The organism is Pseudomonas sp. TH32, from assembly GCF_016650855.1.
In the GTDB taxonomy this organism is placed as follows: Bacteria; Pseudomonadota; Gammaproteobacteria; order Pseudomonadales; family Pseudomonadaceae; genus Aquipseudomonas.
In genome coordinates this window covers 5,509,591-5,533,807 of sequence record NZ_JAEKFA010000002.1, presented here as the reverse complement: position 1 = coordinate 5,533,807, position 24,217 = coordinate 5,509,591, and the positions used below count along the sequence as shown (strand labels likewise).

The window sequence follows — 24,217 nt, the reverse complement described above, 5'->3', positions numbered from 1 at the left end:
TAACAGGTGAATTTCGTGAGCCAGCCTACGCCAGCCGTGCGTACCTTCCAAGACTTGATCCTCGCCCTCCAGCAATACTGGGCCGAGCAAGGTTGTGTGGTACTTCAGCCCTACGATATGGAAGTAGGCGCCGGCACTTTCCACACCGCTACCTTCCTGCGGGCCATCGGCCCGGAAACCTGGAACGCCGCTTATGTGCAGCCCAGTCGTCGCCCGACTGACGGCCGCTACGGCGAAAACCCGAACCGCCTGCAGCACTACTACCAGTTCCAGGTGGTGTTGAAGCCGAACCCGGACAACTTCCAGGAGCTGTACCTCGGCTCGCTGAAACACGTCGGCCTGGACCCGCTGGTCCACGACATCCGTTTCGTCGAAGACAACTGGGAATCGCCAACCCTCGGCGCCTGGGGCCTGGGCTGGGAAGTCTGGCTCAACGGCATGGAAGTGACGCAGTTCACTTACTTCCAGCAAGCCGGCGGCATCGAGTGCTACCCGGTAACCGGCGAGATCACCTACGGTCTCGAGCGCCTGGCCATGTACCTGCAAGGCGTGGATTCGGTCTACGACCTGGTGTGGGCTGACGGCCCGTTCGGCAAGGTCACCTATGGCGACGTGTTCCACCAGAACGAAGTGGAGCAGTCCACCTACAACTTCGAACACGCCAACGTCGAGAAGCTGTTCGAACTGTTCGACTTCTATGAAAGCGAAGCCAAGCGCCTGATCGAACTGGATCAGCCGCTGCCGTTGCCGAGCTATGAAATGGTGTTGAAGGCATCCCACACCTTCAACCTGCTGGACGCCCGCCGTGCCATTTCGGTGACCGCGCGCCAGCAATACATCCTGCGTGTACGCACCCTGGCGCGTTCCGTCGCCCAAGCCTATCTGCTGGCGCGCGCCAAGCTGGGCTTCCCGATGGCAACCCCGGACCTGCGTGATGAAGTGTTGGCTAAGCTGGAGGCTGCACAATGAGTGCTCAAGATTTCCTGGTTGAACTGGGCACCGAAGAGCTGCCACCCAAGGCACTCAACACCCTGGCCGACGCATTCCTGGCCGGTATCGAAAAAGGCCTGCAAACCGCTGGCCTGAAGTTCGCCGCAAAGAAGGTCTACGCCGCGCCGCGTCGCCTGGCGGTGTTGCTCACCGCGCTGGAAACCCAGCAGCCGGACCGCAGCATCAACCTCGACGGCCCGCCACGCCAGGCCGCCTTCGACGCTGAAGGCAACCCGACTCAAGCGGCCCTTGGTTTCGCCAAGAAGTGTGGCGTCGAGCTGAGCGAGATCGACCAGAGCGGCCCGAAACTGCGTTTCAGCCAGGTGATCACCGGCAAACCGACTGCCAGCCTGTTGCCGACCATCGTCGAAGATTCCCTGAACGACCTGCCTATTCCCAAGCGCATGCGCTGGGGTGCGCGCAAGGAAGAGTTCGTGCGTCCGACCCAATGGCTGGTGATGCTGCTCGGTGACCAGGTCATCGACTGCACCATCCTCGCCCAGAAGGCCGGCCGTGATTCCCGTGGCCACCGCTTCCACCATCCTGAAGCCGTGCGCATCACCTCGCCCGCCAACTACCTCAATGACCTGCGCGCAGCCTACGTGCTGGCAGATGCCAATGAGCGTCGCGAGCTGATCAGCAAGCGCACCGAAGAGCTGGCCCGCCTGCAGGAAGGCACCGCCATCGTGCCGCCAAGCCTGCTGGACGAAGTGACTGCCTTGGTTGAGTGGCCAGTGCCGCTGGTGTGCTCGTTCGAAGAGCGTTTCCTCGACGTGCCGCAAGAAGCGCTGATTACCACCATGCAGGACAACCAGAAGTATTTCTGCCTGCTGGACGTGGACGGCAAGTTGCTGCCGCGCTTCATCACCGTGGCCAACATCGAAAGCAAGGACCCGCAGCAGATCATCGCCGGTAACGAGAAAGTCGTTCGCCCGCGCCTGACTGACGCCGAGTTCTTCTTCAAGCAAGACAAGAAGCAGAAGCTCGAAGACTTCAACCTGCGCCTGCAAAACGTGGTGTTCCAGGAAAAACTCGGCAGCGTCTACGACAAGGCTGTGCGGGTTTCCAAGCTGGCGGCCTACATCGCGCCACGCATTGGTGGCGACGCTGCCTGGGCTGCGCGTGCCGGTCTGCTGTCCAAGTGCGACCTGGCCACCGAGATGGTCGGCGAGTTCCCGGAAATGCAAGGCGTTGCCGGTTACTACTACGCCCTCAATGATGGCGAGCCGCAAGACGTTGCCCTGGCGCTGAACGAGCAGTACATGCCGCGCGGTGCTGGCGCCGAGTTGCCGACCACCCTCACCGGTGCGGCCGTGGCCATCGCGGACAAGCTGGATACCCTCGTCGGTATCTTCGGTATCGGCATGTTGCCTACCGGCAGCAAAGACCCGTATGCCCTGCGCCGTGCGGCCCTGGGCGTGCTGCGCATCCTGATCGACAAGAAGCTCGACCTCGACCTGACCCAGGCCGTGGTGTTTGCTGTCGGCCAGTTCGGTGCCAAGGTCAAGCAAGCGGGCCTGGCCGAGCAGGTACTGGAGTTCGTGTTCGATCGCCTGCGTGCGCGTTACGAAGACGAAGGCGTGGACGTGTCGGTGTACCTGTCGGTGCGTGCCCTGCAACCGGGTTCGGCGCTGGACTTCGACCAACGCGTACAGGCCGTTCAAGCCTTCCGCAAGCTGCCGGAAGCCGATGCACTGGCCGCCGTGAACAAGCGTGTGTCGAACCTGCTGAGCAAGGCCGACAACCTCGGCAATGCCGAAGTCGACCCGGGCCTGTTCGCCGATGCCAAGGAGTTCTCGCTGAACTCGGCCATCGCCAAGGCAGAAAACGCAGTGAAGCCGCTGATCGCCGAACGCAACTACGCCGAAGCACTGGCGCGCCTGGCCACCTTGCGTGAGCCGGTGGATGGGTTCTTCGAAGCGGTGATGATCAATGCCGAAGACGCGGGCGTGCGGAAAAACCGCTACGCCATGCTGGCGCGTCTGCGTGGCCTGTTCATCAATATCGCTGACATTTCCGTACTGGGCTGATCATGTTGAAACTGCTGATTCTCGATCGGGACGGAGTGATCAATTACGACTCCGACGCTTACATCAAATCGGTGGCGGAATGGATTCCACTGCCCGGCTCGATCGAGGCCATCGCGCAGTTGAGCAAAGCGGGCTGGACGGTGGCCATCGCCACCAACCAGTCCGGCATCGCCCGCGGCTACTACGACATCGCCACCCTCGACGCCATGCACGCGCGCCTGCGCACGCTGGTGGCCGAGCAGGGCGGTGAAGTAGGGCTGGTGGTGTATTGCCCCCACGGCCCGGATGAAGGCTGCGATTGCCGCAAGCCCAAACCGGGTATGCTTAAAACTATTGCTGAACATTACAACGTGCCATTGGCTGGGCTATGGTTTGTCGGGGACAGCCTCGGTGACCTGGAGGCCGCCAAAGCCGTCGACTCTCAGCCAGTTTTGGTAAAAACCGGGAAAGGCGAAAAGACCCAGGCTAAAACCCTGCCGGTAGGCACCTTGATTTTTGACGATCTGGCGGCGGTTGCCGCAGAACTTATCAACAACTAGCAGCCCTTCTGACTTCCTGACCAAGGACTGTTCGGGAGCGCGCTTTTAACAGGCGGGCGTTGTCCCGCAACGGTAAATGCCGCCATGTCGATTTTGCAGGCCATCAGAACCTTCTTCTTTTACCTGCTGCTGGGCACCAGTTCTTTTCTCTGGTGCACCCTGAGCTTTTTTATCGCGCCTTTTCTGCCGTTCAAGGCGCGCTATCGTTTCATCAACGTCTTTTGGTGTAACTGCGCGTTGTGGTTGACCAAGGTGTTCCTGAACATTCGCTTCGAGATTAAGGGCGCCGAAAACGTCCCGGACCAGCCTTGCGTGATTCTGTCGAACCACCAGAGCACCTGGGAGACCTTCTTCCTGTCTGCGTACTTCTCGCCCCTGAGCCAGGTGCTCAAGCGTGAGCTGCTGTACGTGCCGTTCTTTGGCTGGGCCATGGCCATGCTGCGACCGATCGCCATCGACCGCGACAACCCCAAGGCTGCGCTCAAGCATGTGGCGAAGAAAGGCGACGAACTGCTCAAGGATGGCGTCTGGGTGCTGATCTTCCCGGAAGGTACGCGGGTGCCCTACGGCACTGTGGGCAAGTTCTCACGCGGCGGTACGGCCTTGGCGGTGAACGCCGGATTGCCGGTGCTGCCGATTGCCCACAACGCCGGCAAGTTTTGGCCAAAGACGGGCTGGGCCAAGCGGGAAGGCACCATCACCGTGATCATTGGCGAACCGATGTATGCCGAAGGCGAAGGCCCACGCGCCATTGCAGCGCTGAACGACCGTGCCCAGGCATGGAATGAAGCGCAACAACGGGCCATGGGTTCACTGCCGCCAGAGCCGGTTGTGGTCGACACGCCGGTGATTTGAGTTTCTGTGGATAACCTGTGTACGGTTTGTTGGCGAATTACGCTTTTTAGCTCATAGGCTTCTGATTTACTTACATATTTCCCAAGCTCATAAAACACCGGAAAAGGTGCATAAGTTTTTTCCGCATTAAAAAACCGGTCCTTGAGACCGGTTTTTTATGCACAGGTAAAAAGCCGCGGTTCACTCGCTCCACAACGGCAGTTGAAGGATGAAGGTCGTACCTTTGTCCACCACACTTTCGCAGCCAATCCGCCCACCATGGCGATCCACGACGGCCTTGACCATGGTCAGCCCCAATCCCAATCCCTCACTACCCTGAGCTGACGCGAAGCGCCGATATTGGCCAAAGAGTTCGGGCAGGTCCTGCGGCGCGATGCCTCGACCCTGGTCGCTGATACGGCATTCCAACCGGTCGTCACTGCGGGTCAGGCTCAATCTGACGGTGGTACCCGAGGGGCTGTATTTGACCGCGTTTTCCAACAGGTTGAACAAGGCACGGGTGAGCAGCGATTGATCCGCCCAGACCATCTCGTCGCCGTCTTCATCCAGGTCGTGGACCAGTTGTATGCCTTTCAACTGGGCGTGCACCGCCACTTGATCAAAGGCATCCAGCACCAGCATGGCAAACAGGCTGGGTTGAAATTGGTAGCCATCAGACTCGGCTTTCGCCAGTTGCACGAAGGATTCGGTGAGGTTCAAGGCACGACGGACTTGTTGCTCGATCTGGGTAAATATTGGCGCGGCGCTGTCCTGGACATCCAACAAGGCGAGGATCGCCGAATGCGGCGCACGCAGGTCATGGGACAGAAAGCGCAGCAGGGTTTCCCGTTGCTGCTGTGCGTCGCGCTCGATGCTCAGGTCTGTGAGGCTTAGCAGCCAGCCCAGAGCCACGTCACCGTCTGCCGGTAGCAGTGGGGCCAGGTCGAGGCGCAAGCTGCGATTCAGGGTGTCACGAAACTCGACGATTTCCAGGGCCGACAGGGCAGGGCGAGCACCGTCCTGCAGCGGTGGATAACCCAATGCCGCAAGCTGCTCCAACAGGTTTTCAGCCACCAGTTCGTTGCCGAACACCCCACGGGCAATCCGGTTGGCCAGCAGCACATTGCCCTTGGGGTCGGTAATCAGGGTCGCTACCGGCAAGCACTCCAGACCATCCGCCATAAAGCGCCGGGTGTCCCGGGTACGGCTGACCGCCTGTTCCAGGGCAAAGATCCGTCCCTGCAATACATCGCCCTGGCTGGCGGGCGCTCTACGGCGCTCCGGGAGCACTTTGGGTTCGTTGTCCAGGCGTGCCAGCTCCCAGCCGAAGTAGGCCAGGATCACGCTCAGGCGCCGCCAGTTCCAGATCAGGTAACTGAGCAGCATGCCGATCAGGCACGCCGCCGGTGACCACCAATGGCCCAGGCGCAGCAGGCCCCATGAACCGAGGAGTGCGGCCCCCATGCAACCGAGGGTCAGCCACAGGGCATAACGCGGGCGAAACAACAGCAAGCCCAATAGCAGCGCGACCATCGCAGTGGCCAGCAGCGTCGCCGTCCACGCGGGCAGGTCAACGATGCTGCGCCCTTGCAGCAAGCCGTTGAGGATATTGGCCTGGATTTCCACACCCGGCGTGGTGCCGACGCTGGCCGACAGCGGCGTGACGTAACGGTCGCCCATGCCCGGCGCAGTGGCGCCGATCAGGATCAAGCGGTTGCGCAGCAACTCCGGCGGCACGTCACCGCGTAATACGCTGATATACGGCACGCTGGGAAAACCGGCATGGCTCGCGATGAAAGGTATTCGAATGGCATTTTCCCGCTGCCAGTAGGTGCTGTCCGACGGACCAGGCGCCCCTGGCATTACGGATTGCTGGCCGCTCAATTCAAACGCCAACCAGGCCAGTTGTGGTGCCATATTGCCGGGCGGGCCTTCACGCAAATACAGGCTTCGAACGATACCGTCGCTGTCTGCTTCAACGTTGATATGGCCAACACTCCTGGCGCAGTCACGCAGGGGTAGCACGGGCAGTATTTGTGCAACCGGTTGGCCGTAGCGGGGCGTGCCTTCGCGAATCAAGGGCAGCAGGACAGTGCCAGAGTTGCACATGGCCTCGGCCAGCCTTAAGTCATTGGCCGGTTCCCGGGCGGGCTCACTGAAGATCACATCGAACAGAATGCCCGCAGGCTTGGCGGCACTTAGCCGATCCAGCAGGTCGGCATGTACGCGCCGGGACCATGGCCATTGGCCGAGTTCTTTCAGGCTCCGGTCATCGATCGTCACCAGCAGGATGCGTGGATCCACCGGCAACGGTGCCAGGCGCCGAAGGCTGTCATACAGCAGATTATTGAGGGCAAGGCCCGGGCTCAGTGACAGAAACGCTGTGATGGGCAGCAGCAACAGGCTGACCCAAAGCCATTCGCGTACCAGGCCATTGAACAGCCGCTGCGCCTGAGTCGGTTGGCGCTTTTCAGCCCTGCGCCACAGCCTCACCAGTGCGCTTCCGAAGCGCTACTGCACACGCGTCGCGGGTGGGTAATAGAAGATGTCATAGACGCCGGTTTCTCCCTCCAGCCCATGTTCATCATAGGCCGACAAACGTACGTGATAGAACGATGCTTTCAGCCCAGTGAAGCGCATTTGTGGCGTGTCGGAGAAGTTTTCCTGCTTGATGTTCAGGAACTCCTTATCGGTCGCGACCTGGGCCCTGTAACGCTGGGCACCGGCCAAGGGACGCAGGAACAGGGTCCATACCGGCGCATCGCCCTTCTGGCCGTCCTGGCCGACCAACCGTGGTGCATCAAGCAGTTCCACGGGTTTGAGTTCGCCTTGTTTCTTGAACGCCAGCCCCTGTCGCGCGCTGACTTTTACTTCGCCAGCAACCGGCCCGGTAATCGGCTTCTTCTTGATGGGCCGCGGGGTCGGCGGAGCGTCATCACGATTGACCGCCACTTGCCCATTGAGCACTTCCACCAGCGATTGTTCGCCATCGTTGCGCACACGGAAATGCGTGCCGCGCACACCCAGGACGCCCACCGGGGTCATGATCTGGAAACGGTCATAGTCGCTGGCACGCTTGATCACGTAAGCCTCGACCTGACCTTCTTCAAGAATCACCTGGGGAATGGACTTTTCTTCAACCAGGTGCAATCGGACCTGAGAGCTGGACGGCAAGACGATCCGCGAACCGTCCCCCAGCAACAGGCTGACAAACGCGCCCGGTGAGGTTTTCACGCTCTCTTGTTCATCAATGAGCATGCCTTCTTCCAGGGCCGTGGACACACCCTTCGCATCCAGTTTCCAGGCTTCGCCGGTCAGGTGCTGCACCGCCGCCGGCAGAGGCTGCGCGCGACACATCTGATTGTCATCGATATAGGGGGCGCGGGGAGGGGCGGGGCGTGCCAAGGCCGACAGACTCACTACGCCAAGCGTAACGATCAAGCCAGAACCCAACAGGGTAGAAACGGCAAAACGGAATCGGCAGGGGAAAAAGGTCATGGCGCTCATCAAGATTCTAGTTCTAATGGGGCATCAGAAAGCACGTTCAGGAAGCGTCTTGCAGCGGGAAGACCTTGAGTACCGTCTACGATACTCGATGAAGTATCGCCGTCGATAGCCGAAATGTCTGGGGAGTGGGATCCATGCTGAAGATGACACGTCCCTGTGTCGGAGCAATTCCATCGCTCCAATCCGTGTGTCATCCAGCGAGAGCGAATTTACCTACAACAGCGGTGCATCGCATCGATTCGCAACATTTGTTCAGATTTGGCGGTACTTAAAAAACCCAGCGTTGGGTCTGCTGCTGTTCGCTGAGTTGCTGAAACGGCGAGCTGGCGAACCCCATACCATCACCGGGCTCACTCAGGGTTTGACGCTCATCGAACGGCATCGGAACCACCGGCTTGGATGCACCGACCGTTTCCGTCCCCAGGGTTGCCGCCATGACCACCAACACCATCCGGCCCCATACATTAACCTTCTCCAGAACACTCACTCGTCTCGAAACAGCATAAAACCAGATTGCCATTGATCCTTTTCCTGAAGGTCTCGAGCCGGTATCTTCCCAGCTTGGGTATTGACGATTTCCAATGGCTTACGGCCATTTGATATCAGCGTACCGAGAGATTCATAGGGCCTGAGAATCTGGCCATAATTGTTCAGATTCAAGCCCGCATTCTTCAACAAGAAAGGACCCTGCCATGCGTGTCGCAATACTGGATGACGAACCTGCTGAACTGCGGCGGGTGGAACAGACACTGCGACAAATCCCCAGCGCTGCGGATCAGCCATGGACCCTGCACTGCTTTGAGCGTGGAGAAGACTTGCTGCGCCAGCTACGCCGGGAAACCTTTGACCTGCTGATCCTCGACTGGCAACTGCCCGACCTCAGCGGCCTGGCGTTGCTACGCTGGACCCGCGAGCACATGGAAGTACCACCTGCCGCCATCATGCTCACCAGCCGCGATGCCGAGAGCGATATCGTCCAGGCGTTGAACAGTGGCGCGGATGATTACGTCAGCAAGCCGTTTCGTCCCAATGAACTGAAGGCACGAGTCAATGCCGTGCTGCGCCGTCACGGACTGCAAAAGTCCGCGGCCAGTGAAGTGCTGACCTTCAACGACCTGACCTTTGACGATGCTGAACTCACGGTGAGCAGGGCAGGGAAACCCATCAGCCTGACGGAACGTGAATACCGCCTGGCTCGGTGCCTGTTCGAGAACCTGGCACGGCCGCTGTCTCGGGAATATCTGTATGAGCGGTTCTGGACCCATGAAGAAATGGTGTCATCACGGCCGCTGGATACGCATATTTATCGGCTGCGAAACAAGCTGGGACTGACGGCGGATCGGGGTTGGCAGTTACTGACAATCTATGGGTATGGGTATCGATTGGAGAGTGTGACAGCAGCCTCCGATGAGTGAGATGTTCCACGTGGAGCATTTATAAAACTCCATATTCCACCCAATAAAAAAGGCCAACGCTAAGCGTTGGCCTTTTTGTTTTGAGCTACAACCTGATCAGAAGTCCAGGTTGGACACCGCCAGGGCGTTGCTCTCGATGAAGTCACGACGAGGCTCGACCGCATCACCCATCAGGGTGTTGAAGATCTGGTCCGCGCCAATGGCGTCTTCGATGGTCACACGCAGCATGCGACGCTGCGCTGGGTCCATGGTGGTTTCCCACAGCTGATCCGGGTTCATTTCGCCCAGACCTTTGTATCGCTGAATGGTGTGACGCTTGGTGCTTTCAGCCATCAACCAGTCCAGGGCTTCCTTGAACTCTTTGACTGCTTTCTTGCGTTCGCCACGCTGAATGTAAGCACCGTCATCCAGCAGGGTGCTCAGTTGCGCGCCGAGGGTCACAACCGTCTTGTAGTCGTTGCTGCCGAAGAAGTCGCGGTTGAAGGTGACGTAGTTCGACAGGCCGTGGGAGATCAGTTCGACCTCTGGCAGCCAGACGTTACGTTCACGGTCTTCACGCAGGCTGGCTTTGTAGACCAACCCGGATTTTTCGACAGTACGCAGACGGACTTCGTACTGGGCCAACCAATTCTGCATGTGAGCGTGATCGCCCAACTGCTCCAGGCTGACGGCTGGCAGGTAGATGAAGTGCTCGGTCAGCTCCTGAGGGTACAGGCGCGACAAACGCTTGAGGGTCTTCATCACCATGCGGAAGTCGTTTACCAGGCGCTCCAACGCTTCACCGGAGATCCCCGGGGCTTCGTCGTTCAAGTGCAGGCTTGCATCTTCCAGGGCCGACTGCGTCATGTACTCTTCCATGGCGTCGTCGTCTTTGATGTATTGCTCTTGCTTGCCCTTTTTCACTTTGTACAACGGCGGCTGGGCGATGTAGATGTAGCCACGCTCGATCAGCTCCGGCAATTGACGGAAGAAGAACGTCAGCAGCAGGGTACGGATGTGCGAACCGTCGACGTCAGCATCGGTCATGATGATGATGTTGTGGTAGCGCAGCTTGTCGATGTTGTACTCATCGCGGCCGATGCCACAGCCCAGGGCGGTGATCAAGGTGCCGACTTCCTGCGAGGAAATCATCTTGTCGAAACGGGCCTTCTCGACGTTGAGGATCTTACCCTTCAACGGCAGGATGGCCTGGGTGCGACGGTTACGACCCTGCTTGGCGGAACCGCCAGCAGAGTCACCTTCCACCAGGTACAGTTCGGAGAGGGCAGGGTCTTTCTCCTGGCAGTCAGCCAGTTTGCCCGGCAAGCCCGCGATATCCAGCGCGCCTTTCCGACGGGTCATCTCACGGGCTTTACGCGCCGCTTCACGAGCCCGCGCCGCGTCGATCATCTTGCCGACGACCAGCTTGGCTTCGTTCGGGTTTTCCAACAGGAAGTCGGAGAAGTATTTGCCCATTTCCTGTTCAACTGCGGTCTTCACTTCGGAAGACACCAGCTTGTCTTTGGTCTGGGAACTGAACTTCGGATCCGGAACCTTGACCGAAATAATGGCGGTCAGGCCTTCACGGGCATCATCACCGGTAGTGGCGACTTTGTGCTTCTTCGCCAGGCCTTCCGCTTCGATGTAGGTGTTCAGGTTACGCGTCAGTGCAGAACGGAAACCCACCAGGTGAGTACCGCCATCGCGCTGAGGAATGTTGTTGGTGAAGCACAACAGGTTCTCGTTGAAGCTGTCGTTCCACTGCAGGGCGATTTCCACGCCGATGCCGTCTTCACGCTGGATGTTGAAGTGGAACACCTGGTTGACCGCAGTCTTGTTGGTGTTCAGGTATTCAACGAACGCACGCAGGCCACCTTCGTACTTGAACAGCTCTTCCTTACCGCTGCGCTCGTCCTTGAGGACGATACCCACACCGGAGTTGAGGAAAGACAGCTCACGAATCCGCTTGGCCAGGATGTCCCAGCTGAAGTGGATGTTCTTGAAGGTTTCAGCCGAAGGCTTGAAGTGAATCTGCGTACCGGTGCTTTCGCTGTCACCGACAATTTTCATCGGTTCCTGTGGAACACCGTGGACATACGTCTGTTCCCAGATTTTGCCGCTACGGCGTACCGTCAGGATAAGCTCTTCGGACAGGGCGTTTACTACCGAAACACCTACACCGTGCAAACCGCCGGATACTTTATAGGAGTTGTCGTCGAACTTACCGCCGGCGTGGAGCACGGTCATGATGACCTCTGCCGCCGAAACGCCTTCTTCTTTATGCACATCGACCGGAATGCCGCGACCGTTGTCGCGTACGGTGATGGATTCGTCCGGGTGGATGATGATGCTGATGTCGTCGCAGTGACCGGCCAAAGCTTCGTCGATCGAGTTATCGACCACCTCGAACACCATGTGGTGCAGACCGCTGCCATCATCGGTATCACCGATGTACATACCGGGACGTTTGCGTACGGCATCCAAACCTTTAAGCACTTTAATGCTGGTCGAGTCGTACGTATTCGTATTTTCTTCGCTCATGCCTTCACTCCCGATGGTCGTGGGTCTGGGTGATACGGCCTTGTTCCACGTGGAACAAAGCGACTGGCGTTTCCGTCTGCCAGCCTTCCCTCAATAATTCGTGGTCTACACAGGTGATAAACACCTGGCAGCGTAAGTCTTCCAACAAGCGGCATAACGCGCGGCGATGCTGCTCGTCCAGTTCGGACGGCAAGTCATCCACCAGATAAATACATTGCCCGCGCCGGGCCTGGCTAACCAGATGCCCCTGGGCGATACGCAGGGCGCAGACCACCAACTTCTGCTGACCGCGGGACAAGATGTCCGCGGCATTATGTGCGCCCAATCTAAGGCGCAAATCAGCCCGTTGTGGTCCGGCCTGGGTGTGACCAATTTGCTGATCCCGTTGCAAGGACGTCGCGAGCACTGCACTCAGTTCCCGGTCTTTGTCCCAACCACGGTAGTAGCTCAACGTCAGCCCCTCGAGTTCAAGCAACTCGCTCAAGGTCTGCTCAAAGACTGGTTTCAAGGCTTTGATATAGGCGCGGCGGTATTCATCTATTTCAGCGCTGGCCAGGCACAGTTCCCGGTCCCAAGCAGCTTGAGAAGCGGCGTCAAGTGTACCATGCCGCAGCCATGAGTTCCGCTGCCGCAGGGCCTTCTGCAGGCGCTGCCAAGTGGCCATGAAACGCGGTTCCACGTGGAACACTCCCCAATCGAGGAACTGCCTGCGGATTTTTGGAGCGCCTTCCAGCAGCCGGAAGCTGTCTGGGTTGATCAGTTGCAGTGGCAGGATCTCCGCCAATTGGGCAGCACTGCGAGCATTTTGCCCGTCGATGCGAATTTGAAACTCTCCCTGCCGGTCTCGAGATATCCCCAGGCTGCTATGACCACCTTCCGCCAATTCGACTTGGCCAAATACCGTGCACGCCAGTTGTTCGTACTGAATCACCGGTAACAAGCGGGCACTGCGAAAGGAACGGGCGAGCCCCAGCAGGTGAATGGCTTCCAGCACGCTGGTTTTGCCACTGCCGTTGGCGCCATGGAGGATGTTGATGCGGGGGGAGGGGGAGAAGGTCACCGGGTGCAAATTGCGCACCGCGGTGACCGAGACGCGACTGAGGGACATCTAGCTTCTGCTGAACATGGTTACAGGCGCATCGGCATGACAACGTAAGCCGAGTCATCGTTGTCGGATTCTTGTACCAGGGCGCTGCTGTTGGAGTCGGACAGGATCAAACGAACCTGTTCGGTGGTCATTACGCCCAGCACGTCCAGCAAGTAGCTGACGTTGAAGCCGATTTCCAGGTTGCCGCCGTTGTAGTCGACGCCGACTTCTTCTTCCGCTTCTTCCTGCTCCGGGTTGTTCGCCTGGATTTTTAGTTGGCCGTTGGCCAATTGCAGGCGAATACCGCGGTATTTCTCGTTGGAAAGAATGGCGGTACGGCTGAACGCTTCGCGCAGGGCCTGACGATCACCGATCACCAGCTTGTCGCCGCCTTTAGGCAGTACGCGCTCGTAATCCGGGAATTTGCCGTCAACCAGCTTTGACGTGAAGGTGAACTCGCCAGTGGTCGCGCGGATGTGGTGCTGGCCCAATACGATACTGACATTGCCGTCCGGCTCGGTCAGCAGACGCGCCAGTTCCAGAATACCTTTACGCGGCACGATGACCTGGTGGCGATCAGGCTGACCGATATCGGCCTTCATCGAGCACATGGCCAGACGGTGACCGTCGGTGGCTACAGCGCGGATGATGCCCTCGGAGACTTCCAGCAGCATGCCGTTCAAGTAGTAACGCACGTCCTGCTGGGCCATGGCGAAGCTGGTGCGCTCGATCAAACGGCGCAGCCGGCTTTGTTCCAGGCTGCAGGTGAGCGAGCCAGGACCTTCTTCCACGGTCGGGAAGTCGTTGGCGGGCAAGGTCGACAGAGTGAAACGGCTGCGACCGGCCTTGACCACCAGCTTCTGCTCATCAACCTTGATGTCGATCAGCGCGTCGTTGGGCAGGCTTTTGCAGATATCCATCAGCTTGCGCGCCGGCACGGTGATCTCGCCGGGCTCGGCGGGCTCTTCCAGCTGGACACGACCGACCAGTTCGACTTCCAGGTCGGTACCGGTCAAGGACAATTGCTGGCCTTCTACAACCAGCAATACGTTGGAAAGCACCGGCAAGGTCTGTCGGCGCTCGACGACGCCTGCGACCAGTTGCAGGGGTTTCAACAGGGCTTCGCGTTGAATGGTGAAATGCATGGTCTAGTCCCTTGCCTTAATAAGCTGCGCTGGTGTTCATCAAGTAGTCAGTGTACGCAGCAGGTTCTTGTAGTCCTCGCGAATATCCGCGTCGGATTCCTTAAGTTCGTTGATCTTGCGGCACGCGTGCAAGACCGTGGTGTGGTCGCGACCGCCAAACACATCACCAATTTCCGGCAGGCTATGGTTGGTCAGCTCTTTGGAGAGCGCCATCGCCACCTGACGAGGACGTGCTACCGAACGCGAACGGCGCTTGGACAGCAGGTCGGAAATCTTGATCTTGTAGTACTCGGCCACGGTGCGCTGGATGTTATCCACACTCACCAGCTTGTCTTGCAACGCCAGCAGGTCTTTCAGGGATTCGCGAATCAGCTCGATGGTGATGTCGCGGCCCATGAAGTGCGAGTGAGCGATGACGCGCTTGAGCGCGCCTTCCAGCTCACGCACGTTGGAACGAATGCGCTGTGCGATGAAGAATGCCGCGTCGTGAGGCAGATCGACTTTAGCCTGGTCGGCCTTCTTCATCAGAATCGCGACGCGGGTTTCCAGCTCAGGCGGCTCTACCGCAACGGTCAGGCCCCAGCCAAAGCGCGACTTCAGACGCTCTTCCAGGCCTTCGATTTCCTTCGGGTAACGGTCACTGGTCAAGATGACCTGTTGGCCACCTTCGAGCAACGCGTTGAACGTGTGGAAAAACTCTTCCTGGGAACGTTCCTTGCGGGCGAAGAATTGAATGTCATCGATCAGCAAGGCATCAACAGAACGGTAGAACCGTTTGAACTCGTTGATCGCGTTGAGCTGCAGCGCCTTGACCATGTCGGCCACGAAGCGCTCCGAATGCAGGTACACGACCTTGGCATTCGGGTTCTTCTTTAATAGGTGGTTACCCACAGCGTGCATCAAGTGAGTTTTACCCAAGCCAACGCCTCCATAAAGGAAGAGCGGGTTGTAACCGTGCTTGGGGTTGTCGGCGACCTGCCAGGCAGCCGCGCGGGCCAGCTGGTTGGATTTACCCTCGACAAAGTTCTCAAAAGTGAACGTGCGGTTCAGGTAACTGGTGTGCTTGAGCGCACCTTCTACCTGGACGGTGCGCTGTTCAGCACGAACCGGGGCCTGTTGGGAGCTGGCGCCGGCCATTGGGTCAAAGCTGTCGCGGGACGGCTCTTCATTTATAGGCGCGTTTTTCTGCGAAGAAGATTTCGAAGGCGTCTGGGCAACCGGTGCTGGCGCGTTATTAACAGGTGCCGCCGCGGCCTGAGCCTGCGAAGCACTCGCTGCCAACGGCGCATTCGGCGCAGCACGGGGTGCCGAGCTGCGTTTGCTGCCTATTAATAAGGAGAGCACCGGAGCAAGCCCGTTGCCATGTTCGTCGAGCAATTCGAGAACGCGGCTCAGGTATTTCTCGTTGACCCAGTCGAGAACAAAACGATTGGGTGCGTAGACACGCAACTCGTCGCCTTCGGCTTCGACCTGTAGCGGACGGATCCAGGTGTTGAATTGCTGGGCAGGCAGCTCATCGCGCAAAAGCTCCACGCACTGCTGCCAAAGTTCCACTGACACGGATATCCCCTAAGTTGAAAGCCGGTGAGGCAAAAACAGCCGCCATTGTAGCGGCCAGCCGTCCACTTATCCACATGTAGGTTGCTCACAGAGCGCCAAGAATCAATGCCTTAACTGTAAAAAAGGCGACAAATGGTCTGTGCATAAGCTCTGTGGATAAGCGACCTTAAGCCCGTTGTACAAGTGGGGTCGAAAGTCTGTGGGTAACTGGCCTGTGGATAAGTAGCCATTCCACACACAGCTTATCCGATAGCGCAGCACAGGCAGAGCACCGCTTCTCCCCCGTGTTTTCATTCTCTGTACACCACGTGGAATATGGCCTCAAGGCAGTTATCCACAGAAGATCGCCTGCCTAGCTTTTATAAGCTTTACAGAAAAGCTTTAAATAACTTCCTTCTTTATTTTTATATCTATGGCATTGCTCGTGAAAGCCCAATCGCCCGGAATCGTTCCAAATGCCTCCAGAGATCTAATTAAAGGAAAAGCTGGTTGGAAATTGACCTAGAGGCTTGCTTTCTCTAGAATCGCCGGTCTCTTAAAACGGGGGCCATTCCGGCCCGTTGTGGACGAACCAGGTAACACGCCATGAAACGTACTTTCCAACCAAGCACCATCAAACGCGCCCGTACTCACGGCTTCCGTGCTCGCATGGCCACCAAGAACGGCCGTGCTGTCCTGTCGCGTCGCCGCGCCAAAGGTCGTGCGCGTCTGGCAGTTTGATAATCCGGTACTGGTGGTGAGTCAGGACTTCAGTCGGGAAAAGCGTCTGCTAACCCCCCGGCATTTCAAGGCAGTCTTTGACTCCCCCACCGGCAAGGTTCCGGGGAAAAATCTCCTGCTCCTTGCGCGTAACAACGATCTGGATCACCCCCGTCTCGGGTTGGTGATCGGCAAGAAGAGCGTAAAGCTCTCCGTTGAGCGCAATCGCCTCAAGCGTCTGATGCGCGAATCGTTTCGCCTCCACCAGGAGACTCTGGTTGGTTGGGATATTGTTATCGTCGCGCGCAAAGGCTTGGGGGACGTAGAAAACCCCGAATTGATTCAGCATTTCGGCAAGCTCTGGAAACGTTTGGCTCGTACCAACAAGCCAGCACCAGCTGTCAGCACCGAAACTGTAGGGGTAGACAGTACTGATGCGTAAACTGGCGCTCGTTCCGATCCAGTTTTACCGCTATGCCATTAGTCCCCTGATGGCAAACCACTGTCGTTTCTACCCCAGTTGTTCCTGCTACGCGTTGGAAGCCATAGAAAATCATGGCCTTCTGCGCGGTGGCTGGCTGACCTTTCGTCGTTTAGGTCGCTGTCATCCGTGGAATCCCGGTGGTTATGACCCGGTTCCACCTATCCCTACCTCCCGTTCTTCTTCGATGGCCGAGTAATCATGGATATTAAACGCACGATCCTGATCGTCGCCCTGGCAATCGTGTCCTACTCTATGGTTCTTAAGTGGAACCAGGATTATGGCCAAGCTGCCCTGCCGACTCAGAATGTTGCTACCAATCAGTCGGCGCCGGCTATTCCGGATACGCCACTGGGTAACAATGCTGCCGCCAGTGCCGATGTACCCAGCGCGAATGCCGATACCAGCACCCCGGTAGAAACCCCGGTCGTCACCAATAAAGACCTCATCCATGTAAAAACGGATGTACTGGACCTGGCTATCGATCCACAAGGTGGTGATATTGCCCAGCTGAAGCTGCCGCTGTATCCACGTCGCCAAGACCATCCGGATGTTCCGTTCCAGCTGTTCGATAACGGCGGCGAACGTGTATATCTGGCGCAAAGTGGCCTGACCGGTACTGACGGTCCGGATGCTCGTGCTACCGGTCGTCCGGTTTATTCGACCGAACAGAAGACTTATCAACTGGCTGATGGCCAGAATCAGTTGAACGTCGACCTGAAATTCAGTCACGACGGCGTCAACTACATCAAGCGTTTCAGCTTCACCCGCGGTTTGTACGATCTGAAAGTCACCTACCTGATCGACAACGAAAGCGCGAAGCCGTGGACTGGCAACCTGTTTGCCCAGCTCAAGCGTGACAACAGCGCCGATCCTTCTTCCAGCACCGCCACCGGCACCGCGACTTACCTGGGCGCCGCCCTGTGGACAAGTAACGAGCCGTACAAAAAAGTGTCGATGAAAGATATCGACAAAGGCGCGCTGAAAGAAACCGTTCAAGGTGGCTGGGTTGCCTGGTTGCAGCACTACTTCGTGACCGCATGGATCCCGAACAAAGGTGATGCCAACCTCGTTCAAACCCGCAAAGACAGCCAGGGCAACTACATCATTGGCTTCACTGGCCCGACGTTGACCGTCGCCCCGGGTGCCAAGGCTGAAGCCAGCGCTACGCTGTATGCCGGTCCGAAAAGCCAGGCGGTCCTCAAAGAGTTATCCCCAGGTCTGGAACTGACTGTGGATTACGGCATTTTGTGGTTCATTGCCCAGCCGATCTTCTGGCTGCTGCAACATATCCACAGCATTGTGGGTAACTGGGGCTTCTCGATCATCCTGCTGACCATGCTGATCAAGGGGATCTTCTTCCCACTGTCGGCTGCCAGCTACAAGTCGATGGCGCGTATGCGTGCCGTGGCCCCGAAACTGGCCGCGCTGAAAGAACAACATGGCGATGACCGGCAGAAAATGTCGCAGGCCATGATGGAGCTGTACAAGAAAGAGAAGATCAACCCGCTTGGTGGATGCTTGCCGATTCTTGTGCAGATGCCGGTGTTCCTGTCGCTGTACTGGGTGCTCCTGGAAAGCGTGGAAATGCGCCAGGCACCGTTCATGCTGTGGATAACTGACCTGTCGATCAAAGACCCGTTCTTTATCCTGCCGATCATCATGGGCGCGACCATGTTCATCCAGCAGCGTCTGAACCCGACGCCTCCGGACCCGATGCAGGCCAAGGTCATGAAAATGATGCCAATCATCTTCACCTTCTTCTTCCTGTGGTTCCCGGCTGGTCTGGTGCTGTACTGGGTGGTCAACAACTGCCTGTCGATCTCCCAACAGTGGTACATCACACGTAAAATCGAAGCGGCTACCAAAAAAGCCGAGGCGTAATTTACTCTGTGGATAACACCACTCAAGACGCCCCCTAGTGGGGCGTTTTGCTTTCCGTCACTTTTATCCGGGTACCCGCCATGAGTGCTCCTCGTGAAACCATCGCCGCTGTCGCCACCGCTCAAGGTCGTGGTGGTGTCGGTATCGTACGTATTTCCGGGCCGCTCGCCGGCGTGGCAGCCCAGGCCGTCATTGGGCGGGAGCTGAAGCCTCGGTATGCGCATTACGGGCCTTTTCTGGGGGCCGATGAAGGAGTGCTCGATGAAGGTATTGCCCTTTATTTCCCGGGTCCGAACTCATTTACCGGCGAGGACGTCCTGGAACTCCAGGGCCACGGTGGCCCGATCGTTCTGGATATGCTGCTGCAGCGTTGCCTGCAATTGGGATGCCGCCTGGCACGCCCGGGCGAATTCAGTGAACGTGCGTTTCTCAACGACAAGCTCGACCTGGCGCAGGCCGAGGCGATTGCCGACCTGATCGAAGCCAGTTCTGCACAAGCGGCGCGCAATGCCTTGCGTTCGCTGCAGGGCGCTTTTTCCCTGCGTGTGCATAACCTCACCGAGCAGTTGATCGGCTTGCGCATCTACGTTGAGGCTGCAATTGATTTCCCGGAGGAAGAAATCGACTTCCTCGCCGATGGCCATGTCCTGGCGATGCTGGACAAAGTCCGTGACGAGTTATCCACAGTACTGCGTGAAGCGGGGCAAGGTGCCTTGCTGCGTGACGGTATGACCGTGGTGATTGCCGGCCGGCCCAACGCCGGCAAGTCGAGCCTTCTGAACGCGTTGGCCGGGCGAGAAGCAGCCATCGTCACCGAGATCGCCGGCACTACGCGGGATATTTTGCGCGAACATATCCACATCGATGGCATGCCACTGCATGTGGTAGACACGGCTGGGCTGCGTGACACCGATGACCAGGTGGAAAAGATCGGCGTGGAACGCGCTTTGAAGGCGATCACAGAGGCCGATCGTGTGCTGCTGGTAGTGGATGCCACCGCGCCAGAGGCAGCAGATCCGTTTGCGCTGTGGCCGGAATTTCTCGAACAACGGCCAGACCCGGCCAAGGTTACGCTGATTCGAAACAAGGCCGACCTGACGGGCGAGGCGATCGCCCTGGAAGTCAGTGAGGACGGCCACGTGACTATCAGCTTAAGTGCCAAGTCTGCGGGAGAGGGGCTGGAACTGCTGCGCGATCATCTGAAAGCGTGCATGGGCTACGAGCAGACCTCGGAAAGCAGCTTCAGCGCTCGTCGCAGGCACTTGGAGGCGCTACGGCATGCCAGCGCCGCCCTCGAGCATGGCCGCGCGCAGCTGACGCTGGCAGGAGCCGGTGAGCTGCTGGCTGAAGATTTACGTCAAGCGCAGCAGCTGTTGGGTGAGATCACCGGCGCATTCAGCTCCGATGATTTGTTGGGGCGAATTTTTTCAAGCTTCTGTATCGGGAAATAGCCGGGTTATCCACAGCTGACACGTCACCAGTTGTACGAAACCGTTCCGAGTAGCGTCCGGCTTTCACCCCAATAGCAGCGGCCCGCATCGTTGCAGCCGGACACATACTCCTTGTCGAACAGGTTCTTCGCGTTCACGTCCACCGACCAGTGCTTGTCAATCTGGTAACCGATGGCGGCATCCACCAAGGTTACGCTTCCAGCATCCAGCTTCCCGTAAAGGGAAGGCGCGGTGTAAGCGAAAGTGCTGTCGAAGTAGCGGATGCCGCCGCCCACGGACAAGCCCTTAAGTTGGCCATCAAGAAAGCGGTACTTGCCCCAGACCGAAGCCTGATTACGTGGGACACCGGTCATTTGGTGACCTTCCACGAGCGACGTTGCCGAATCCTTGGTAATTCGAGCATCGGTGTAGGTGTAGGCCGCAGTCACGTTCAAATTAGGTGTGAGGTTGCTGTTGACCTCAACTTCCACGCCCTTGGCCCGACTTTCGCCAACCTGGCGGTAGGTATTGGTAGTGGCGTCGAGGTACGTGTCGTCCTGCTTGCGCAGGTCATATACCGACAACGTCATCGCCGTGTCCCAGCCGATCGGCTCGTACTTGAGGCCTACTTCGTATTGACTGCTGGTGATCGGGTCCAGCGGTGTGCCGGCATTGGAGATCTGCTGTACAGGGACGAACGCAGTCGAGTAGCTGACATACGGCGTCAGGCCGTTGTCGAACTGGTACATGATCCCGCCCTGATAGGTGAATTTGCGGTCTTCAGAGCTGATATTGCCGGCCTTGGCCACCTTGTCGCGAAAATCACTGTCGACCCAGTCCTGGCGCCCGCCGAGCAAGAATAACCAGTGGTCATACTTGCTCTGGACCTGTGCATAAACGCCTTTCATCTGCTGTTCGAGCAACGTGTTTTGCACCGCGAGAGGCGTCAATGGGTCCTTCAGGTACACCGGGTTATACACATTGATCGTGCCTGCAAATCCGGCATTCCAATCCTGGCTGAACGAGGTACGGTCATAGCTGGCACCAAACAGCACGGTATTTTCCAGGCCACCCACCTGGAATTTGCCTTCCAACTGGTTATCCAGCGAGTAGACCATCGATTTGTTGTAGCGGTCGTAGGCATTCATGTTCAGCTGGGTGCCGAACCCCGCATTATTCAGGTTGCCTGGCCAGGTTTCATGGCGGGTGATTCGCGACTGCATGTAGCGCGAGTTCTGCCGAAACTGCCAGTCATCGTTGAAGCTGTGGCTGAACTCGTAGCCGGTGCTCCAGGTTTCCCGTTCGAAGGTGTTCCAGTCCGGGTCACCGAGCATGGTGTGCTTGGAGAGCTTCCCGTTGGGGTTGGTCAGTAACGTGCCGGCGGCAGGTAGGCCAAGTTCAAGATTAGTGTGGTCTTTCTGGTAGTTGGCCAGCAGCGTCAGGGTGTTGTAGTCGTCGAAATTGAGGGTCAGGGATGGTGCGATATACAGGCGGTCATCGGGAACGTGATCGGTCTGGGTGTCGGACTTCCTGCCGAGCATCACCACGCGTCCAAGAATATTGTCGTTGTCGTTCAACGGACCGGAGATATCCACACCCACCTGGCGGCGATTATTCGAACCGTAGGTCAGCTGAACTTCGCCTTGTGGCGTAGCTGTCGGGTGTTTACTCACCAGGTTGACCAGACCACCGGGTGCATTTTCGCCGTAGAGCAGGGAAGAAGGGCCACGGAATATTTCTACCCGTTCCAGCCCATAAGGTTCGCTGGTGGTGTCATACCGGTTGCCTTGTACTCGCAAGCCATCGCGCAGCAGGCCGTAGCCATAATCCGTGGCGTTGAAGCCGCGAATGAAGAACAGGTCACCGGCCAGGCCGTCGCCCGCAGCAAAGGGAGGGGCAAAGATTCCCGGCACATAGCCCAGCACTTCGGTGAGCGTCTGGGATTTTTGATCCTTGATGCGCTGGCCGGTCACCACTGACACCGAGCGCGGAGTTTCCGACAACGGTGTGCTGGTCTTGGTACCGATTCGGCTGTTTTGCGCCTTGTAACCTACGTCCCCGGCAATCTCCTGATTGAAACCGGCCTGTTGATAAGCGCTGACAGTAGTCGGGGCCAACATGAGTTGTTCCCCGCTCGTGGCCGGCTGCAGCGCATAGCTGCCGGGGCCTTGAGCCGCCGCCTGCAATCCCGAGTTCTGCAGCAATAACGCAAACCCTTGTTCCACCGAGTAGTCACCTTCCAGCCCAGGACTTTGCAAGCGCGCCGTCTGCTGCGGCGAGAATGACAAAATCACATTGGCCTTCGCCGCGAACTGGCTCAAGGCATTGTCGAGTGGCCCGGGGGCGATCACGTAATGTTGCACCGAGCTGGCAGCAATCGCCTGGGTGCATGACAAGGTGCTGGCAGTCGCTGCCGTGGTCAGCAGCAAGCCATACGTGATGCCGTGATAGGAGAGACGCTGGCGAAATTTTGTAGGAAGGCGCATGTGTGAGTAAGCCCTGAAGGTAGCATCGTGATTACCTGTAGGGCCGCGCCAGGTAAAAAAAAGATAACCCCTGCTGAGAGTATTTTTTCGGGATTAACCTGTAAGCGTAACGGCGACCCAGTAGCGGGTGAAATACTTCACCTGGATCGGCAACGTGACCTGCAGGTTTGCCAGTACGGCGTCGGTGGAATCGAGGCGGAAGGTGCCGGACACCCGCAGCCGGGCTGATGCGGCGTCGCACTGCATGACGCCCGGCCGATAGCGCGCGAGTTCGTCGATGACATCCCCCAGTCGCGCGTCCAGAACGATCAGTTGCCCGTCAACCCATGCGGCTTGGTTCCTGCGATAGATATGGCTGGGGCCTACGTCTAGCGTGCCGAAATCGGCAGTCTCACCGGGGCCGAGCAGTCGGCCATGACCCGGTTGGTCGACGGGTTGCACGCTGACCCGGTCATCCAACACGCCAACCCGGGTTGACCCCTGCAATTGGCGAACAGTGAACCGCGTGCCTAAAGCTTGAATACGGCCTTCACGGGTTTCGACATAAAACGGTGTTTGCCGCCCCGACTTGCCGGTGTGGATAAGTACTTCCCCCTCACGCAAACGGACCAGTCGCTGCTGCCCATCGAAAAGTACGTCGATAGCAGTATGGGTATTGAGGTCAATTTGAGTACCGTCGGCCAACTCGATTCGCCGTCGTTCGCCGACCTTGGTTCGATAGTCAGCCCAAAGGTTGCCCAGGGACGTGTGTTGTTGAACGTTCCACCCCAAGTACCCGGCGGCGCCGAGCATCAACATCAGCTTGAGCACTTGGCGCCGCTGTTGACTGGTCGAGAGCGCGCGACGGGTGAAATCCTTGGGTAGCACACCGAGGCCACGTTGCAACTGTTCCATCTGGTTCCAGGCCGCCTGATGGGAAGGATCGCCGTTGAGCCATTGCTGCCAGGCACTGTGTTCCGCAGGTGTCGGTGGTTGCGATTGAAATTGCACGTACCAACTGGCGGCGGCTTCGAACGTCTTGCGATCCGGGGCGGCCATTACGCGCCCGCCATGATCAGGGCGCATTCTGTCAGGGCGCGGACCATATGTTTCTTGACGGTGGTCAGCGAGACCCGCAGCTGATCGGCGATCTGTTGATAAGTCAGGCCTTCGACCTGGGATAGCATGAAAATTCGCCGAGCCCGCTCACCCAGCCCATGCAAGGCTTTATCTACAGCCACGAGGGTTTCAATGATGATCGCCTTGTCTTCTTCACTGATTGCGGTTGCTTCTGGCCGGTCTGCGAGGGTTTGCAGATAGGCTTGTTCAATGGCGCGGCGGCGATAGCGGTCAATCACCAGTCCCCTGGCGACAGTGGCCAGATAATCCCGGGGCTCAAGGATCTGCGCCGCATTGCGGCCACCCAGGATCCGCACGAACGTATCGTGTGCCACATCGGCTGCATCGCAGGCGTTATGCAACTTTCCCTTGAGCCAGCTGTGCAACCACGAATGGTGCTGCTCATAGATGTGCTGGACTGCGATGGTATGCGGGGGGAGGGCCATGAGAGGTGACGAGGTAGGTTAATGATAATAACTATTATTAACTGCCGTGACGCTTTCTCACAATAG

Annotated in this window: 20 protein-coding genes; 10 read left to right on the top strand and 10 right to left on the bottom strand. The window is 58.1% G+C overall.

Features of this window, described 5'->3' with window-relative positions; all coding sequences use genetic code 11:
- Positions 1–15: 15 nt before the first annotated feature.
- The 4 genes from glyQ to JFV30_RS29050 all read left to right on the top strand — a co-directional run bounded on the left by glyQ (position 16) and on the right by JFV30_RS29050 (position 4,414).
- Complete coding sequence (glyQ, locus tag JFV30_RS29065) at positions 16–969, top strand: glycine--tRNA ligase subunit alpha (RefSeq protein ID WP_003213601.1); 954 nt, start codon at positions 16–18, stop codon at positions 967–969.
- On the top strand, positions 966–3,020 hold the full coding sequence (glyS, locus tag JFV30_RS29060) for a glycine--tRNA ligase subunit beta (protein WP_201125778.1): 2,055 nt from the start codon (positions 966–968) through the stop codon (positions 3,018–3,020). The genes glyQ and glyS overlap by 4 nt, the downstream gene beginning before the upstream one ends.
- On the top strand, positions 3,020–3,559 hold the full coding sequence (gmhB, locus tag JFV30_RS29055) for a D-glycero-beta-D-manno-heptose 1,7-bisphosphate 7-phosphatase (RefSeq protein WP_177043878.1): 540 nt from the start codon (positions 3,020–3,022) through the stop codon (positions 3,557–3,559). The genes glyS and gmhB overlap by 1 nt, the downstream gene beginning before the upstream one ends.
- 84 nt (positions 3,560–3,643) lie before the next feature.
- Complete coding sequence (locus JFV30_RS29050; RefSeq protein ID WP_003213596.1) at positions 3,644–4,414, top strand: lysophospholipid acyltransferase family protein; 771 nt, start codon at positions 3,644–3,646, stop codon at positions 4,412–4,414.
- A 180-nt stretch (positions 4,415–4,594) separates the two neighbouring features.
- Here JFV30_RS29050 and JFV30_RS29045 read toward each other — a convergent pair whose 3' ends face one another.
- The 3 genes from JFV30_RS29045 to JFV30_RS29035 form a co-directional block, all read right to left on the bottom strand.
- Positions 4,595–6,886, bottom strand: coding sequence for a CHASE2 domain-containing protein (locus JFV30_RS29045; protein WP_201125777.1), 2,292 nt, complete (start codon positions 6,884–6,886; stop codon positions 4,595–4,597).
- A gap of 18 nt (positions 6,887–6,904) precedes the next feature.
- The gene (locus tag JFV30_RS29040) at positions 6,905–7,891 is read right to left on the bottom strand and encodes a FecR family protein (RefSeq protein ID WP_446739882.1); all 987 of its coding nucleotides are present in this window, start codon (positions 7,889–7,891) and stop codon (positions 6,905–6,907) included.
- A 277-nt stretch (positions 7,892–8,168) separates the two neighbouring features.
- Positions 8,169–8,420: a hypothetical protein gene (locus tag JFV30_RS29035; protein WP_201125775.1), complete on the bottom strand. Its 252-nt coding sequence runs from the start codon at positions 8,418–8,420 to the stop codon at positions 8,169–8,171.
- Positions 8,421–8,592: 172 nt separating this feature from the next.
- Here JFV30_RS29035 and JFV30_RS29030 point away from each other — a divergent pair, with 172 nt between their 5' ends.
- Positions 8,593–9,315 (top strand): response regulator transcription factor, encoded by a 723-nt coding sequence (locus JFV30_RS29030; protein WP_010168499.1) that lies wholly within the window; start codon positions 8,593–8,595, stop codon positions 9,313–9,315.
- Positions 9,316–9,411: 96 nt separating this feature from the next.
- Here the strand turns inward: JFV30_RS29030 and gyrB are convergent, their stop codons facing one another.
- From gyrB to dnaA, 4 genes are read right to left on the bottom strand one after another with little or no spacing between them, the layout of a single operon-like run.
- A complete protein-coding gene (gyrB, locus tag JFV30_RS29025; protein ID WP_201125774.1) occupies positions 9,412–11,835 on the bottom strand; it encodes a DNA topoisomerase (ATP-hydrolyzing) subunit B in 2,424 nt (807 codons plus the stop codon).
- A gap of 4 nt (positions 11,836–11,839) precedes the next feature.
- Entirely contained in the window at positions 11,840–12,943 is a 1,104-nt protein-coding gene (recF, locus tag JFV30_RS29020) for a DNA replication/repair protein RecF (RefSeq protein ID WP_003213585.1), read from the bottom strand.
- Between the two features lie 20 nt (positions 12,944–12,963).
- Positions 12,964–14,067: a DNA polymerase III subunit beta gene (gene dnaN / locus JFV30_RS29015; protein WP_003213582.1), complete on the bottom strand. Its 1,104-nt coding sequence runs from the start codon at positions 14,065–14,067 to the stop codon at positions 12,964–12,966.
- Between the two features lie 39 nt (positions 14,068–14,106).
- Positions 14,107–15,627 carry a chromosomal replication initiator protein DnaA gene (gene dnaA / locus JFV30_RS29010; protein ID WP_201125773.1) on the bottom strand — a complete coding sequence of 507 codons (1,521 nt, stop codon included), beginning with the start codon at positions 15,625–15,627 and terminating at the stop codon, positions 14,107–14,109.
- 585 nt (positions 15,628–16,212) lie between these two features.
- Here dnaA and rpmH point away from each other — a divergent pair.
- The 5 genes from rpmH (at position 16,213) to mnmE (ending at position 20,142) form a co-directional block, all read left to right on the top strand.
- On the top strand, positions 16,213–16,347 hold the full coding sequence (gene rpmH, locus JFV30_RS29005) for a 50S ribosomal protein L34 (RefSeq protein ID WP_003213577.1): 135 nt from the start codon (positions 16,213–16,215) through the stop codon (positions 16,345–16,347).
- 16 nt (positions 16,348–16,363) lie between these two features.
- Positions 16,364–16,768 carry a ribonuclease P protein component gene (gene rnpA / locus JFV30_RS29000; RefSeq protein WP_010168490.1) on the top strand — a complete coding sequence of 135 codons (405 nt, stop codon included), beginning with the start codon at positions 16,364–16,366 and terminating at the stop codon, positions 16,766–16,768.
- Positions 16,761–17,006 carry a membrane protein insertion efficiency factor YidD gene (gene yidD / locus JFV30_RS28995; RefSeq protein WP_003213574.1) on the top strand — a complete coding sequence of 82 codons (246 nt, stop codon included), beginning with the start codon at positions 16,761–16,763 and terminating at the stop codon, positions 17,004–17,006. Before rnpA ends, yidD begins: the two co-directional genes overlap by 8 nt.
- 2 nt (positions 17,007–17,008) lie before the next feature.
- Positions 17,009–18,691 (top strand): membrane protein insertase YidC, encoded by a 1,683-nt coding sequence (gene yidC, locus JFV30_RS28990; RefSeq protein WP_010168487.1) that lies wholly within the window; start codon positions 17,009–17,011, stop codon positions 18,689–18,691.
- An 80-nt stretch (positions 18,692–18,771) separates the two neighbouring features.
- Positions 18,772–20,142, top strand: coding sequence for a tRNA uridine-5-carboxymethylaminomethyl(34) synthesis GTPase MnmE (gene mnmE / locus JFV30_RS28985; protein WP_201125772.1), 1,371 nt, complete (start codon positions 18,772–18,774; stop codon positions 20,140–20,142).
- A 23-nt stretch (positions 20,143–20,165) separates the two neighbouring features.
- On the opposite strand, the gene JFV30_RS28980 is transcribed toward mnmE, so the two are convergent.
- The 3 genes from JFV30_RS28980 to JFV30_RS28970 form a co-directional block, all read right to left on the bottom strand.
- Complete coding sequence (locus JFV30_RS28980) at positions 20,166–22,607, bottom strand: TonB-dependent siderophore receptor (RefSeq protein WP_201125771.1); 2,442 nt, start codon at positions 22,605–22,607, stop codon at positions 20,166–20,168.
- A gap of 93 nt (positions 22,608–22,700) precedes the next feature.
- Positions 22,701–23,645 carry a FecR domain-containing protein gene (locus JFV30_RS28975; RefSeq protein WP_201125770.1) on the bottom strand — a complete coding sequence of 315 codons (945 nt, stop codon included), beginning with the start codon at positions 23,643–23,645 and terminating at the stop codon, positions 22,701–22,703.
- The gene (locus JFV30_RS28970; RefSeq protein ID WP_010168479.1) at positions 23,645–24,151 is read right to left on the bottom strand and encodes a sigma-70 family RNA polymerase sigma factor; all 507 of its coding nucleotides are present in this window, start codon (positions 24,149–24,151) and stop codon (positions 23,645–23,647) included. The genes JFV30_RS28975 and JFV30_RS28970 overlap by 1 nt, the downstream gene beginning before the upstream one ends.
- Positions 24,152–24,217: the final 66 nt, after the last annotated feature.